Source organism: uncultured Sphingomonas sp. (assembly GCF_964021865.1).
Classification (GTDB): domain Bacteria; phylum Pseudomonadota; class Alphaproteobacteria; order Sphingomonadales; family Sphingomonadaceae; genus Sphingomonas.
Genome location: NZ_CAXIAM010000016.1, coordinates 1 through 14,680, shown reverse-complemented (window position 1 = coordinate 14,680; position 14,680 = coordinate 1). Strand labels below are relative to the sequence as shown.

The window sequence follows — 14,680 nt, the reverse complement described above, 5'->3', positions numbered from 1 at the left end:
GCACCCCGTTGCCCCACCGCGCGGCACTTCCTAGATCGCGGAGGATGACAGGCAGCTACGGCCCCCCCGACCGCTTCAACGAGGAAAAGGCCACCTACGCGATCCGCGGCGCCGATGCGCCCGATCTGGAAGGCGGGGTGGCGGCGATCCGCAACGTGCTCAAGACGCTGCCGCTCAAGCCCGGCGTGTACCGGATGCACGATGCCAAAGGCGACGTGCTGTACGTTGGCAAGGCGCGCGCGCTGAAGAATCGTGTCGGCAATTACGTGCAGGTCGACCGGCTGTCCAAGCGGCTCCAGCGTATGGTCGCGCAGACGCGGTCGATGACGATCGTGACGACCAATAACGAGGCCGAGGCGCTGTTGCTCGAGGCGCAGCTCATCAAGCGCTACCGCCCCGCGTACAACGTGCTGCTCCGCGACGATAAGTCGTTTCCGTTCATCCTGTTGCGCGCCGACCATCAATTCCCGCGCATCCAGAAGCATCGCGGCGCGCGGCGCGCCAAGGGCGATTACTACGGGCCGTTCGCAAGTGCGGGGAGCGTCAACAACACGCTCAACGCGCTACAGAAACTATTCCTGCTTCGGTCGTGCACCGACGGGTTCTTCAAGACGCGCGACCGTCCATGCCTGTTGTATCAGATCAAGCGTTGTTCGGCACCGTGCGTTGGGCGGATCGACGAAGCCGGCTATGCCGAGCTGGTCAGCGACTCGAAGAAGTTCCTTGCCGGCAAGGCCACTGATGTGCAGGCCAAGCTGGGTGCGCAGATGGAGGCGGCCGCTGCCAATATGGACTTCGAGCTGGCCGCGATCCTGCGCGACCGGCTGAAGGCGCTAACCTTCATCCAGGGGTCGCAGTTCATCAATGCCGAGGGGGTGGGCGACGCAGATATCTTCGCGCTGGCGTGCCACGAAGGGCTGATCGGGATCGAGGCGTTCTTCATCCGGGGCGGGCAGAATTGGGGCCACCGCAGCTTCTTCCCCGCGCACACCGCCGACGTGCCCGAGGACGAGGTGCTGACGCAGTTCATGGCGCAATTCTATGAGGAGGTGCCGCCGGCGCGCACAATCCTGATCGACCGCGTCCTGCCCGACGCCGAGGTGCTGGTCGAGGCATTGTCCGAACAGGCCGGGCGCAGGGTTGAGCTGACCGTGCCGCAGCGCGGGGTGCGCAGGCGGCTGCTCGATCAGGCGACGCGCAATGCGAAGGAAGCGCTGGAACGGCGGCTCGCCGAGAGCACGACACAGGCGCGGCTGCATCGCGAGCTGGCCGAGCTGTTCGAGCTGGGCGACCCGCCCGACCGGATCGAGGTCTATGACAACAGCCATATCCAGGGCACCAACGCGCTGGGGGCGATGGTGGTCGCGGGGCCGGAGGGGTTCCGCAAGGGCCAGTATCGTAAGTTCAACATCAAGCAGGCGGCGACCGACGACGATTATGCGATGATGCGCGAAGTGTTGACGCGGCGCTTTTCGCGCGCGCTTGAGGAGGACTCCGATCGCGACGGCGAGACATGGCCCGATCTGGTGCTGCTCGACGGCGGACGCGGGCAGCTCAACGCCGCCAAGGCGGTGCTGGAGGATCTCGGGATCGAGGACGTCTGCCTGGTTGGGGTCGCCAAGGGGCCGCACCACGGGCGCGAGGGGCGCGAGGTGTTCCACCTGATGGACGGGCGCGAGCTGACGCTGCCGGTCAATGCGCCGTTGCTCTTCTATCTCCAGCGATTGCGCGACGAGGTCCACCGCTTCGCGATCGGCGCGCACCGCGCCAAGCGCGCGAAGGCGATCGGGGCAAGCCCGCTCGACGAAGTGCCGGGGATCGGGCCGGCGCGCAAGAAGGCGCTGCTGATGCACTTCGGCACCGGGCGCGCGGTGCGGAATGCGTCGCTGGAGGACTTGCGGAAAGCGCCGGGCGTGAGCGCGGCGGTCGCGCAGCAGGTGTACGACTTCTATCATGCGCGGTGACGGCTTTGTGACTGGCACGTTCTAATGCACGTGACCGCCGACGCCATCCTGCTCTCCGTCCGCGCACACGGCGAGCATGGCGCGGTGGCGCGGGCGTTGACGCGCGAGGATGGCGTCCGCCCCGGCTACGTCCGCGGCGGGCACGCACGCGGGCTGCGGCCGGTCCTTCAGCCCGGCAATCTGATCCGCGGCGAGTGGCGCGCGCGTACCGAGGAACAACTCGCCGCGCTGACCTGCGAACTGGTGCACAGCCGCGCGGCGCTCCACGAATCGGCGCTCCCGGCTGCGGGGCTCGACTGGCTGACCGCGCTGACCGCCGCGGCGCTCCCTGAGGCTCAGCCTTACCCCTATCTCTACGACGCGCTCGGCGGCGTGCTCGACGCGATCGAAGCGGCACCCAGCGCGCGGGGCTGGGCGGCGGCGATGGCGCGCTACGAATTGCTGGTGCTCGCCGAACTCGGCTTCGGGCTCGATCTCGCCGCGTGCATCGCCACCGGCGCCACCGACGACCTTGCCTTCGTCAGCCCGAAGAGCGGCGCGGCGGTCTCGCGCGGCGCGGCGGCGGGCTATGAGGCGCGGCTGTTCCCGCTGCCCGCGTTCCTGCGCGACGGTGGCGCGGCGGGCGGCGCGCAAGTGCTTGAGGCGCTTGCGATCACCGGCCATTTCCTCGCGCGCGACGTGCTGCTCGAACGCCGCCGCGATCCGTTGCCGGCACGCGCGCGGCTCGTCGAGCGATTGAAGAGGGCGGTTGCGTGACGCGCGCGGGCGCGCCATGCGGTGCGGCCATGACACACGGCAAGCTCATCGCAATCCTGCCCGGCGACGGGATCGGCCCCGAAGTGACCACCGAGGCGCGGCGCGTGCTCGACGCGCTCGATCTCGGGCTGGTGTTCGAGGAGGCGCCGGTCGGCGGCGCGGGCTATCGCGCTAGCGGGCATCCGCTGCCCGAGGTGACGCTGGCGCTGGCCAAGCGCGCCGATGCGGTGCTGTTCGGCGCGGTCGGCGACCCCGAATTCGACTCGCTCGAACGCGCGCTGCGCCCCGAACAGGCGATCCTCGGGCTGCGCAAGCACCTGACCACCTTCGCCAATCTCCGCCCGGCCCGGATGTTCGCCGGGCTGGAAGACGCCTCGACGCTCAAGCCTGAGGTGGCGAAGGCGATCGATCTGGTGATCGTTCGCGAGCTGAACGGCGACGTCTATTTCGGCGCCAAGGGCCGCGGCACCACCGCGGCGGGCCTGCGCGAAGGTCATGACCTGATGCGCTATGACGAAAACGAAGTCCGCCGCATCGCGCATGTGGGATTTCAAACCGCGGCGAAGCGACGCGGCAAATTGTGCTCGGTCGACAAGGCGAACGTGCTGGAAACCTCGCAATTGTGGCGCGACGTGGTGATCGAGGTCGCCGCCGACTATCCGCAGATCGAACTGACGCACATGTATGTCGACAATGCCGCGATGCAGTTGGTCCGCAACCCGGGCGCGTTCGACACGATCGTGACCGGCAATCTGTTCGGCGACATCTTGTCGGATCAGGCGAGCATGTGCGTCGGATCGATCGGGATGCTGCCCTCGGCATCGCTCGATGCGCACGGCAAGGGGCTGTATGAACCGATCCACGGCTCTGCGCCCGACATTGCGGGGCGGGGCAAGGCCAATCCGTGCGCGGCGATCCTGTCGGCGGCGATGATGCTGCGGCATTCGCTGGGGGCCGGCGACGCCGCCGACCGGATCGAGGCGGCGGTTTCGGCGGCGCTGGCGGCAGGGGTGCGCACCCCCGATCTGGGCGGCCTCGCGACGACGCGCGCGATGGGCGATGCGGTGCTGGCGGCGCTGTAGGGGTGCCAGCGAACGACGGAGCCGAGATGACACGTCATTGCGAGCGTAGCGAAGCAATCCAGGGCCGGATCAGGACGCCCTGGATTGCTTCGCTACGCTCGCAATGACGGATCGGTGCCGATGCTCGACCTCGCGGTCGTCGTCCCGACCTTCAACGAGCGCGGCAATGTCGCGGCGGTGGTGGCGCGGCTGGAGGCGGCGCTGGCAGGGCTCGACTGGGAGGTGCTGTTCGTCGACGACGACAGCCCCGACGGCACCGCACAGGCGGTTCGCGACCTGGCGCTGCATGACCCGCGCGTGCGGGTGATCCAGCGGATCGGGCGGCGTGGGCTGTCGAGCGCGTGCATCGAGGGGATGTGCGCGACTGCCGCGCCGGTTGTCGCGGTGATGGACGGCGACCTCCAGCATGACGAGACGCTGCTGCCGAAGATGGTCGCAGTGCTACGCGACGACCCCACGCTCGACCTCGCGATCGGTTCGCGGTTCGTCGCGGGCGGCGGGACCGGGGAGTGGGACCGCGATCGGGTCGCGAAATCGGCGCTCGCGACGCGGATCGCGGCGCGTGTGGTGCGCACCGATCTCAGCGACCCGATGAGCGGCTTCTTCGCGATCCGGACCGAGGTGCTGCGCGGGCTGGTGCCGAAACTGGGCGGGATCGGGTTCAAGATCCTGCTCGACATCATCGGCGCCGCGCCGCGCCGGCTCCGCTTCGTCGAACTGCCCTATGTCTTCCGCACGCGCGCGATCGGGGAGAGCAAGCTCGATCACGTCGTGGCGATGGAATATCTAATCGCGCTCTATGATCGGCGGCTGGGCCGCGTCGTGCCGGTACGCTTCGCGATGTTCTCGATGATCGGGGCGTTGGGGGCCGGAGTGCATATGAGCGTGCTGTCATTGCTCTATGTCGTGGCCGGGCTGACGTTCCTGACCGGGCAGATCATCGCGACCTTTGCGGCGATGACCTTCAACTTCTTTCTTAACAATGTTCTGACCTACCGTGACCGACGCCTGCGCGGCGCGCGTGCGCTGCTCGACGGCTGGGTGGCGTTCTGTCTCGTCTGCTCGGTCGGAGCGGTGGCGAACGTGGGGGTGGCGGCGTTCCTCCACGACGTGCGGCAGGGCGCATGGGCAGCGTCGGCGTTGCTCGGCGTGCTTGTCGGCGCAGTATGGAATTACGCGCTGTCGTCGCGGTTCACGTGGGGGCGCTATCGCTGAGTCGCCGACGTGGCATCACACCCAGCTGTTGAACCATGTGAAGCGGTGGAACGCCGCCGGGTTGGCGAGCGCCTGGGCGCTGAGTACCGGCAGGAAGTAGAGCCACAGCGCGAACACCAGCAGCAGGAACAGCTCGACCCATCGCCCGAGCACCGCGCGGTGATGATCGATCGCCACCGCCAACGCGACGCACAGCAGCACGCTCGAGGGATAGTAATAGTAATAAAAGCCGAGCGACTTCGGGATGATCGCGAAGATCGCCACCGAAAAGGTCCAGAGCGCGGCCGGCGCGAGCAGCCGCGCCGCGCCGGTTCGCACCCACGCCTGATAGCAGGCGACGACCGCGACCAGCCCGCCCCACATCACCGCGGGATTGCCGAGCAGCAGAATGCCACGCTGCGCGCCATCGACCGGCTCGTAGAGATACCAGATCGGGCGGATCAGCAGCGGCCATGTCCACCAGTTCGACTGATAGGTGTGCGGCGGCAGCTTCTGCGTCTGGCGCAGATACATATCCCATTGGAAATGCGGTAGGGAGTGAAGTGTCAGCGCATCATTGGCGTAGAAGAACGCGGGCGCGAAGGTCACGAAATAGGTGATGACCGACAATCCGCCGAGCAACGCCAACGCCGGAACGGTCCCGAGCCCCGGCCAGCGCTGTCGTCGTTCGCGGCGCATCAGCACGAAGGTGACGGCGGCCGCTCCCACATAGGGTGCGGCGGTCCATTTACAGGCCGTGGCAAGCCCCATCAGCACGCTGCCCGCGCTCCACCGCGCCACGCTGCCGTCGCGTATCGCCGAGCTGAGCGACACGATGCCCCAGATCAGGAATGCGACCATGAACGTGTCGAGCATCGCAATCCGCGCCTGGATGTAGATCGTGAAGCCGAGCAGCGCGAAGACCGTGGCGAGCAGCGCCGGACGGACCCGCTGCGTCAGTAAGTGGGTCAGCGCGAACACGCCGGCAACCGTCGCGCTGCCCGCCAGCGTCGAGGCGATGCGCCATCCGAACGGCACGTCGCCGAACAGATGGATGCCGGCCGCGATCAATTCCTTGGCGAGCAGGGGATGTTCGATGTTTGTGGGGCCGGACAGCGCAAGCAGCGCGCGTGCGGCGGGAAGGTAATGGACCTCGTCGAATACCGGTTTGGTCGGCATCGACAGGCGCAAAACGAACATCAGCCAGCTGAACAGCGCGATGCCGAGCGCGATCAGCCGCGGCGATCCCTGCTGTCGTCCGAATGTCGTCACCGCGGCATTTCCTCCGTCACGCCTCGCGCGGGCTTGCGACAGGAGCGCGACGGCGACAAGCCCGCGCGATGCTGGTTTGACTTGTTCTGGCGGGTGCGCGGAGGCTAAGCGGGGGCATGAAGCGGCACAGCGGACAGGATCGGTCGATCACCCAGAACTGGCGCCCTGCGACCCTCGCGGTTCGCGGCGGCACCGCCCGGTCGGAATATGGCGAAACATCCGAAGCGATGTTCCTGACATCGGGCTATTGTTACGATCGCGCCGAGGATGCGGCGGCGCGCTTCGCCGGCGAACAGACCGGCATGACCTATTCGCGACTCCAGAATCCGACTGTCGAGATGCTGGAACAGCGGATCGCGCTGCTGGAAGGTGCCGAGGCGTGCCGAACGATGGCGACCGGCATGGCGGCGATGACCGCCGTGCTGCTGTGCCAGCTGCAACAAGGCGACCATGTCGTCGCCGGGCGCGCGGCGTTCGGCTCGTGCCGCTGGCTGGTCGATACCCTGTTGCCAAAGTTCGGCATCCAGACCACCACCGTCGACGCACGCGATCCGCAGGCGTTCGAGGATGCGGTGCGCCCCAACACCAAGGTGTTCTTCTTCGAGACGCCCGCCAACCCGACGATGGACGTGGTCGACCTGCGCGCGGTGTGCGGGATCGCGCGCGAGCGCGGGATCACCAGCGTCGTCGACAATGCCTTCGCGACGCCCGCCCTCCAGCGGCCGATGGAATTCGGCGCCGACGTGACCGCCTATTCCGCGACGAAGATGATGGACGGACAGGGTCGCGTGCTGGCCGGCGCGGTGTGCGGAACGCAGGACTTCATCGACAATACCTTGCTGCCGTTCACGCGCAACACCGGGCCGACGCTGAGCGCCTTCAACGCCTGGGTGGTGCTCAAGGGGCTGGAGACGCTCGATCTGCGCATCCGCCGCCAGTCGGAGAATGCGCTCTTGGTCGGGCGCTTCCTCGAGACGCGTGTGCCGCGCATCCTCCACCCCGGCTTGCCCAGCCACCCGCAGCACGAACTGGCGATGTCGCAGATGAGCGCGGTGGGCGGAATCTTCGCCTTCGAGGTCGAAGACCGCGCGCAGGCGCATGCCTTGCTCAATGCATTGGAGCTGATCGATATATCGAACAACATCGGCGACTCGCGCTCGCTGATGACGCATCCGGCCTCAACGACCCACTACGGCGTTTCGCCCGAGGCGCGCGCCGAGATGGGCGTGACGGAGGGGCTGCTGCGGCTCAACGTCGGGCTGGAAGACCCGCAGGACCTTATCGGCGATCTCGATCGCGCGCTGCGGCAGGTCGGACTGTGAGCACCGCCACCGGCATGGAGGCGTTGTTCACCGACGCCGCGACGACCGAGGACGTTACCGTGCGCGTTTCGGTCAGCTATCTCGCCGAACAATCCGAGCCGGGGCGCGGGCGGTGGTTCTGGGCCTATCACATCCGCATCGAGAACGACGGGGCGGGCGCAGTGCAATTGCTGACCCGGCACTGGATCATCACCGACGGGCGCGGCGCGCGCCACACCGTCGAAGGAGAGGGCGTCGTCGGCGAACAGCCGGTGATCCAGCCCGAGGGCAGCTACGATTATGTCTCCGGCTGTCCGCTCGCAACGCCGAGCGGGTCGATGCAGGGCAGCTATCGCATGGTCGCTGAGGACGGGCGCGTGTTCGATGTCGCGATCCCGCGTTTCGCGCTCCACGCGCCGGCGGTGGCGGAGTGACGCGGTGAAGCGGACGCACCTGCCGCTCAACGGGCTGCGCGTGCTCGACGCCGCCGCGCGCCATCTGTCCTTCACCCGCGCCGCCGACGAGCTGGCGGTGACCCCGGCGGCGGTGGGGCAGCAGATCCGCGCACTCGAGGATACGCTTGGCGTCGTGCTGTTCCGCCGCACCACCAAGGGGCTGGAGTTGACCCCGGAGGGAGAGGCGGGGCTCGCGCCTTTGCGGCAGGCGTTCCTCGAGTTCGAGGAAGCGGTGCGCGCCATGCAGGCCGGGCAATCGTCCAAGTCGCTGACGATCGCGGCCCCACGCGACGTGACCGAGAAATGGCTGCTCCCGCGCCTCGCCGATATTGCCGCGACCGACCCAGACCTGCGCTTCGTGCTGGTCGCCGCGGACGAGGGGATGGATTTCACCGAAGCCAATCTCGACCTTGCGATCCGCTGGGGTGAAGGCCCGGGTACGCACGAGGGCGAGGCGATCGAGAGCGAGGGGCTGGTGACGGTCGCGCGCGCCGATCGTGCGGCGGACACCGCTATCCTGTGGCCGGGCGCGCCCGAGCCGGAAAGCGCCGGGCAGGTCCGGGTCGGCGACGCCGGGCTGGCGATTGATGCGGCCGCGGCAGGATTGGGCCGCGCGACGGTGCCGGAGATGCTTGCGGCCCGCGACATCGCCGCCGGGCGCGTCGTGGTGGTGGGCGAAGCGCAGCCGTCGCGGATGGGCTATTGGCTGGTCGCGCCGACCCCGCAATGGCGGCAGCGCAAGGTGCAGGTGCTGGTCGAGGCGCTTGGGCGGTAGCGGCGGGGCGGCCCCGGAGCCGTCAAGCGGGACCTGTCTGCGTTTGCACCCGCCGCAACGGCAGGATCAGCACGCCGCCCGTCAGCGTCAGCCCCGCGAGCACCAGCAGAAGAATCGTGAAATCCCCTGGCTTCGCCAAGGTCCAAGTTAGCAGCGGGCCGAGCAGCGACGGCACCGTGTTCGAAAGATTGATGACGCCCAGATCACGGCCGCGATGGCGCCGATCGGGGAGAATTCGCACCGCGAACGCCTGATGCAGCGCAAGGAACACCGCGGCGGCGACCGAATAGACGAGGAAGCCGATCGCCGCACCGAGCGGATGGGCGAGTGTCGCCATCGCCAGCAGCCCAAGCGTCGCCGCAATCGCCGCGCCGACCAGAAAGGGCGTGCGGCGGTCCGCCTGATCGGACAGTCGTCCCGCGAAAACTGCAACCGGCAGCGGAAGAATGTAGCTGATCGTCAGCAGCGTGCCGACGCGCGCGGCCAGCGTCGCCGGCGGAACCGAGCTGGCGATGCTCTGAAAGTAATAGAGGAGGTAGAGTGAGAGCGCGCCACCCGCGAGCTGCACCAGCAACCGCGAGAGGCTCGCTACCCACAACCGATGTGCGGGAGCGGCGGAGGGCAGGGCCGGTGCGGCCGGGATGGGCGGGCGACGGATAACGAGGAGCGGCAGGATCGCCGCGATCGTGAGTCCAACGATCAATGCGAGACGCCCGGCGTCAGTCCCATTTGGATCGGCAACGAGCAACGCGGATACCGCACCCGCCGCCGGCGGGCCGATCGCGAGCAAGCCGCCGGCCAGCCCGCGTTGATCGTCGGGGATTTCGTCGGCCATGATCGCCATCATCGGCGCGAGCACGGCGTTGACCGCCAGCTGGAACGCCAGCACCGCTACGATCAGCGTCGCGGGCTGCGCAGCGGACGCGATGCCCGCGTAACTGATCGCGAGCGCGACCAGCCCGCCCGCAATCCAGCCGCGCCGCCCGCCGCCTCGCGCATAATGCCGATCGCTGAGCCAGCCGAAAAGGATGTTCGCCCCGCTTGCCACCCCCGCGCCGAGAACTACCGCCACTGTCAACCAGCCGATCCGCGCCTCGCCCGCCAGCCGATCGATCTTGAGCGGTAGTAACAGCGAGAGGAACGGCAGATACCCGATCACCGCTCCGGCATGCGCCAGCGAGAAGGCGGCGAGCAGCCGATAGGTGGGGGCAAGGGAACGCGACATGGGCGGCGGGGTAGAGTGTTGCGGCGTGTCGGGAAAGCGGTCAGCTCCGCCACGAACCGGTCGCGCCGGCCATCCCCGCGACAAACGGGCCGGGCTCATCTTCAGGCAGCGGCGCGGCGCCCGATGATGCGGACCGCGTCGGGTAGCAAGGCGACGGGCAATGGCTCGGTAAACAGGAAGCCCTGCATATGCTCGCACCCCATGCGCAGCAGCGTCTCGAGCTGTTCCGCGGTCTGCACCCCCTCCGCGACACATTCGAGCGACAGCGCGCGGCACAGGCCCACCATCGCCTCGACCACCGCCCAACCGCGCTGCGCCTGCAGATCGTTGATGAAGCTGCGGTCGATCTTGACCTTGTCGAGCGGTAATTGGTGGAGGTTGCTGAGGCTGGAATGGCCGGTGCCGAAATCGTCGAGTGCTACTTTCATCCCCAAACCTCTGAGGCGTTGCAGTACCCGCGCCGCCGCGGCGGGATCGCGCATCACGGCGGTTTCGGTGACCTCGATCCAGATCCGCGACGCCGCAACTCCCGACGCGAACAGCTCGCGCTCGATTGCGGCGAGCGTCGCGGGCGAGTGGAGGTCGCAGGCCGAAATGTTGAAGGACAGCGCGACGTCGGACGGCAGCAGCCGCGCCGCCGCCAGTCCCTTGCGAAACATCGCCAACGTAATGCCGTGGATCAGCGTCGAGCGTTCGGCGATCGTGATGAAGTCGCTGGGGGCGATCTCGCCGACGATCGGGCTGCGCCAGCGCGCGAGCAGTTCGACCGCTTCGACCTGTCCGGTTCGCGCACCGACGATTGGCTGACCGTAAAGGTGCAGTTCCTCGTCGAAAACGCACGCTTGCAACGCCGCTTCGATCGCACGGTCGCGCCGGATCGCGCTTTCCAGATCGGGGGTGAAGATGCACAGCCCGCCGCCCTGCATGCGCTTGGCGTGGTAAAGTGCGTAATCGGCGCGATCGAACAGCTCGGTGGCGACGTGTCCGGCGTCGGGGGATTGCGCGATGCCCAGCGAGCCGCCGACCGAAACAGTCAACTCGCCGATCGCGAACGGCTCTTCGAGCGCCGCGCACAGCCGCGCGCCGACCATCGCCGCGGTCCTCACGTTGCCGGGGATCAGCACGCCGAATTCGTCGCCGCCCAGCCGATAGATGCTCGCGCCCCCCGACAGCATCGGGCGCATTCGCTCGGCGAGCTGAACCAGCAAGATGTCGCCGACATGATGGCCGAAGGTATCGTTGACGGGCTTGAATCGGTCTAGATCCAGCAGCCCGACCGCGAACGGCCCGGCCCCGCCGCTGGCAACCAGTTCGGCGAGGTCGTCGTGAAAGCGGCGTCGGTTGGGCAGTCCGGTGAGACTGTCGGTATGCGCCAGCCGCTCATTGTCCTGGTTCAGGCGGATCAGCTCGTCATGCTGGCGCTTGAGCCGGGTCTGTGCGATCACTTGCTTGCGGAAGTGGTCGAAGCTGTTGAACAGGACATGGAGCAGCACGACCAATACCAGCGCGACGTTCACCGCGATCACGGTGTACATCATGTCCTGTCGCGCCAGGCACGCGCCGATGAAGCTCGGGATCACGATAAATCCGACCAGCAACGCCGCCTGCGGCAGCGCGCCGAGGCAGAAGATGCAGCCGATCGCGGTCGTCGTGACGTAGATCATCACGTGCGCCTTTTGGATGGCGTCGCCGTACCCCAGCAACGCGATCGACCATGTGATATACGCGGCGGCCAGAAACATCCCGATCAACGTGATCATTCGGAGGCGGCGGCGCGCATCGCCGGCATTCAGCTGTTCATCGCGGTTCGCACGCCGCCACCAGTGGAGAAGCCGCAGGCTGCTGAGCGTGAACAGGCATAGCGGGACTGTCGTGCTGATCGCGAATGGCGCGACATGGCGGTGGGTTAAGACGATTGCCAGCGAATTGACCAGCAGCAAGGCATAGAGGAAGGGCAATTGCCGCTGGAGCGACACGGCTTGCGCAACCGCCAGTCGCGGATCGCTCCCCAAATCGGCGTACCAGCGATACAGTCGCCAGCATTTCCCTCCGCGCACGCGCGTCCCCCGCGTTTGACACCCCGGGTCGGATTTTACCGCTAAAAGGTTAACAAGATGCTAAGCCGGAATCTGCCGGCCGTCGATCAACTCCAAGCGCTGCGGCATCGTCCCGATCTCGATGCCTTCGGCGCGGAAACGCCGCAGCAGGATGGTGAGAACCGCGCTGCGCGTGGCATAGGCGACGCGCGGCGACGCGACGTGCCCGAAACAATTGAAGAAGATCCTGCCGTCGGCGATCGAATCGACGAACACTTTCGGCGCGGGGTCGTCGAGCACCTCGGCCTCTTGGGCGAACGTGTCGGACACGATCATGCACACGCGGTCGGCATCGGTCTCCAGCGGAACCGAAAATTGGACCTGGATACGGCCGAGCGGCCCGGCGAGCGTCTTGTTGAGCACCGACTTGGTGATCAGTTCCGAGTTGGGCACGATCAACGTCGAATGATCGGGCAGCGCGATCTCGGTCGAGCGGACGCTGATCCGCTTTACGTCTCCCTCGTCGGTGCCGACGCGGATCCAGTCGCCGATCTTGATCGGACGCTCGGCAAGCAGGATCAGGCCCGAGACGAAGTTTGATGTGATCGCCTGAAGCCCGAACCCGATTCCGACCGACAGCGCCGACAGCAACAACGCGATGCGCTCGACTCCGATTCCCAGCGAAGCGAGCGACCAGATAACGGCCAGCGCGATCCCGACATAGCGGGCGACCAGTGCCACCGAATTGCGCGCCGATCCGTCGAGATCGGTGGCGGGCAGGTACTTTTCCTCCAGCCAGCGGCGGAACGCGCGCACCAGCGTCAGCCCGATGAACAGCACCGCGACGCCTCGCACGATCGCCCCCGGTGATACCGCGATGCCGCCGACCTGAACCCCTTGCGCGAGCAAGCCGATCCGCGCGACCAGGGTGCCGATCCCGCTGCCCGCGCCGAACGGCACGAAGAACAGCCCCAGCGCGATCAACGCAAGCGTCACGCGCGTCACGCCCGACAGCAGCACCCCGAACTGGTCGACCACCGCGCCACGCAATCCCAAACCCCGCGACACCGCGCGGCCAAGGGTGCTGTCGCGCGCAAACAAGGTGATCGCCAGATCGTCGGCCGCGGCCATCAGGAGATAGGTGGCGGTGGCAAGCACGATGCTCCACCCGACTAGCTTCATGGTGAACAGCGCGAAGCCCAGGAAGCCAAGCAGCAACGCCGCCAGCGTCGCGAGCGCCAGCACCCAAGCGAACAGCGCCGCCGCGCCCAGCCCGGCGCGCGCCGGTGCGGTCGCCGACTCGTCGGCACGGTTCGCGCGCAATCGGCCGAGTGCCAGCAAGGCACCCGCGAGCACCAGGAGATGGAGGATGATCTCCAGCAGATGCGTCGCGCTTTGCGCCGCAGGGCTGATCCCGATCTCGATGTTGATCCGCTCCAGCATGTAGCTGACGAACGCCGTCGCGGCGAGCAACCAGCTATATGGACGCAGTTCGGTGGCGACATCGTCTGCGATCGGCGCCACCCGCCAGCTCGGCTGATGGCGCAACAGCAGCGCCCCTGTAACGGCCGATGCAAAAAACGCATAGGTAGCGGCAACCGTCACATCGTCGGCGATCGCTTCCCATGTGGCGGGCAGCCATTGCGACCAACGCAACCCCGCTATCAGCACCGACACCGCCAGGAACGGCACGAGCGTCCCCACCAGGACCCGCCAGATCGCGGCGGCGGACCGACGGACGCGGTGTCCGGGCGCATCCTCGATCAGAAAGCGCCGCCCGAAGCGCTGCGCGGCGCTACGCGCCGGAAAGGCGATCGCCAGTGCGGCAATCATCCCGAGCAGCGCCGGCCAGATCGATCCGTGCCCGCGTCCGATCGCGTCGACGCCGGTCGCGACATAATGCTCCACACGTCGCAAATCGCGCGGCAACGCCTCGAGAACGGCGACCCAGAAGGCGGGGAGCAGCGGCGAGGGGCTGCGCGCGGTGATCGTCTGGCTGAAGCGTTCGGCCACGCTTTGGTCGAGTTCGTCGGCGAGCTGCTGCGCCTCGACGCCGATCAACCGTCCGCGCTTCACGCTCGAATCAAGGGCGGTGTGCTGGCGCGCGAGTCGTTGCCGTTGTGCGCGAAGGTCGGGTGCCTCGTTGACACTGGCTGGGCCAAGCCCGGCGAGCCGGGCGTCGACCAGCGCGAGGTCCCCGGCAAGATCGGCCGTCGCTGCGGTGGCCGCTAGGCGCGCCGCGATGATGCGTTTGCGCAACGCGTTCCGCGTGTCGTCGTCGACGCGCAGGTCGAGAGCGCGGTCGACGGCGCGCACATCGGCTTCGGCCCGCATCAACTGAATGGCGGGACCGTCGTCAGTCGCTTGCGCGAACGACGGCGCGGGCATGAACGACAACAGGAGCAGCAGCAACGCCGCGCGGATCGGAAAACGGATCGGCATGGCGGGGGTCGATAGCAGAAGCCCAATGCTCGTGCGACGGAGGGAAACAGGCCGTCCGATTGTATTAAAGCGGCGCTGACGCACATTCGTCGCACGCGGGCCAAAAAAGTGTCATCGAATCGCTTGACCGATCCTTTTGCTGGGCTTAGAGGGCTTTTCACCGACGGGGCGCACTTGA

At 67.4% G+C, this 14,680-nt stretch carries 11 protein-coding genes; 7 read left to right on the top strand and 4 right to left on the bottom strand.

Annotated elements, in window-relative coordinates; translation table 11 throughout:
- Positions 1-44 precede the first annotated feature (44 nt).
- The 4 genes from uvrC (at position 45) to AADI75_RS06260 (ending at position 5,017) form a co-directional block, all read left to right on the top strand.
- On the top strand, positions 45-1,964 hold the full coding sequence (gene uvrC, locus AADI75_RS06275; RefSeq protein ID WP_341208185.1) for an excinuclease ABC subunit UvrC: 1,920 nt from the start codon (positions 45-47) through the stop codon (positions 1,962-1,964).
- A gap of 24 nt (positions 1,965-1,988) precedes the next feature.
- Positions 1,989-2,720, top strand: coding sequence for a DNA repair protein RecO (gene recO / locus AADI75_RS06270; protein ID WP_341208184.1), 732 nt, complete (start codon positions 1,989-1,991; stop codon positions 2,718-2,720).
- A gap of 29 nt (positions 2,721-2,749) precedes the next feature.
- A complete protein-coding gene (gene leuB, locus AADI75_RS06265; RefSeq protein ID WP_341208183.1) occupies positions 2,750-3,802 on the top strand; it encodes a 3-isopropylmalate dehydrogenase in 1,053 nt (350 codons plus the stop codon).
- 120 nt (positions 3,803-3,922) lie between these two features.
- Positions 3,923-5,017: a glycosyltransferase family 2 protein gene (locus tag AADI75_RS06260; RefSeq protein ID WP_341208182.1), complete on the top strand. Its 1,095-nt coding sequence runs from the start codon at positions 3,923-3,925 to the stop codon at positions 5,015-5,017.
- Between the two features lie 15 nt (positions 5,018-5,032).
- Here AADI75_RS06260 and AADI75_RS06255 read toward each other — a convergent pair whose 3' ends face one another.
- Positions 5,033-6,268, bottom strand: a complete 1,236-nt coding sequence (locus AADI75_RS06255; RefSeq protein ID WP_341208181.1) for a glycosyltransferase family 39 protein — start codon at positions 6,266-6,268, stop codon at positions 5,033-5,035.
- A gap of 116 nt (positions 6,269-6,384) precedes the next feature.
- Between AADI75_RS06255 and AADI75_RS06250 the strand changes: the two genes are divergently transcribed.
- The 3 genes from AADI75_RS06250 to AADI75_RS06240 are packed head-to-tail and all read left to right on the top strand — an operon-like array spanning position 6,385 to position 8,799.
- Complete coding sequence (locus tag AADI75_RS06250) at positions 6,385-7,590, top strand: aminotransferase class I/II-fold pyridoxal phosphate-dependent enzyme (RefSeq protein ID WP_341208180.1); 1,206 nt, start codon at positions 6,385-6,387, stop codon at positions 7,588-7,590.
- A gap of 14 nt (positions 7,591-7,604) precedes the next feature.
- Positions 7,605-8,003, top strand: a complete 399-nt coding sequence (gene apaG / locus AADI75_RS06245) for a Co2+/Mg2+ efflux protein ApaG (protein ID WP_341208228.1) — start codon at positions 7,605-7,607, stop codon at positions 8,001-8,003.
- 4 nt (positions 8,004-8,007) lie between these two features.
- Complete coding sequence (locus AADI75_RS06240) at positions 8,008-8,799, top strand: LysR family transcriptional regulator (protein WP_341208179.1); 792 nt, start codon at positions 8,008-8,010, stop codon at positions 8,797-8,799.
- A 22-nt stretch (positions 8,800-8,821) separates the two neighbouring features.
- Here AADI75_RS06240 and AADI75_RS06235 read toward each other — a convergent pair whose 3' ends face one another.
- From AADI75_RS06235 to AADI75_RS06225, 3 genes are all read right to left on the bottom strand, one after another.
- Positions 8,822-10,024 (bottom strand): MFS transporter, encoded by a 1,203-nt coding sequence (locus tag AADI75_RS06235; protein ID WP_341208178.1) that lies wholly within the window; start codon positions 10,022-10,024, stop codon positions 8,822-8,824.
- 101 nt (positions 10,025-10,125) lie between these two features.
- Positions 10,126-12,081 (bottom strand): EAL domain-containing protein, encoded by a 1,956-nt coding sequence (locus AADI75_RS06230; protein ID WP_341208177.1) that lies wholly within the window; start codon positions 12,079-12,081, stop codon positions 10,126-10,128.
- A 60-nt stretch (positions 12,082-12,141) separates the two neighbouring features.
- Entirely contained in the window at positions 12,142-14,502 is a 2,361-nt protein-coding gene (locus AADI75_RS06225; RefSeq protein WP_341208176.1) for a DUF3772 domain-containing protein, read from the bottom strand.
- Positions 14,503-14,680 lie beyond the last annotated feature (178 nt).

What these genes read in the sequence shown, in the direction of transcription:
- AADI75_RS06235 (WP_341208178.1), bottom strand. Translation starts at nt 10,024, where the DNA reads ATGTCGCGTTCCCTTGCCCCCACCTATCGGCTGCTCGCCGCCTTCTCG.
- AADI75_RS06260 (WP_341208182.1), top strand. Translation starts at nt 3,923, where the DNA reads ATGCTCGACCTCGCGGTCGTCGTCCCGACCTTCAACGAGCGCGGCAAT.
- apaG (WP_341208228.1), top strand. Translation starts at nt 7,605, where the DNA reads ATGGAGGCGTTGTTCACCGACGCCGCGACGACCGAGGACGTTACCGTG.
- uvrC (WP_341208185.1), top strand. Translation starts at nt 45, where the DNA reads ATGACAGGCAGCTACGGCCCCCCCGACCGCTTCAACGAGGAAAAGGCC.
- leuB (WP_341208183.1), top strand. Translation starts at nt 2,750, where the DNA reads ATGACACACGGCAAGCTCATCGCAATCCTGCCCGGCGACGGGATCGGC.
- AADI75_RS06225 (WP_341208176.1), bottom strand. Translation starts at nt 14,502, where the DNA reads ATGCCGATCCGTTTTCCGATCCGCGCGGCGTTGCTGCTGCTCCTGTTG.
- recO (WP_341208184.1), top strand. Translation starts at nt 1,989, where the DNA reads ATGCACGTGACCGCCGACGCCATCCTGCTCTCCGTCCGCGCACACGGC.
- AADI75_RS06250 (WP_341208180.1), top strand. Translation starts at nt 6,385, where the DNA reads ATGAAGCGGCACAGCGGACAGGATCGGTCGATCACCCAGAACTGGCGC.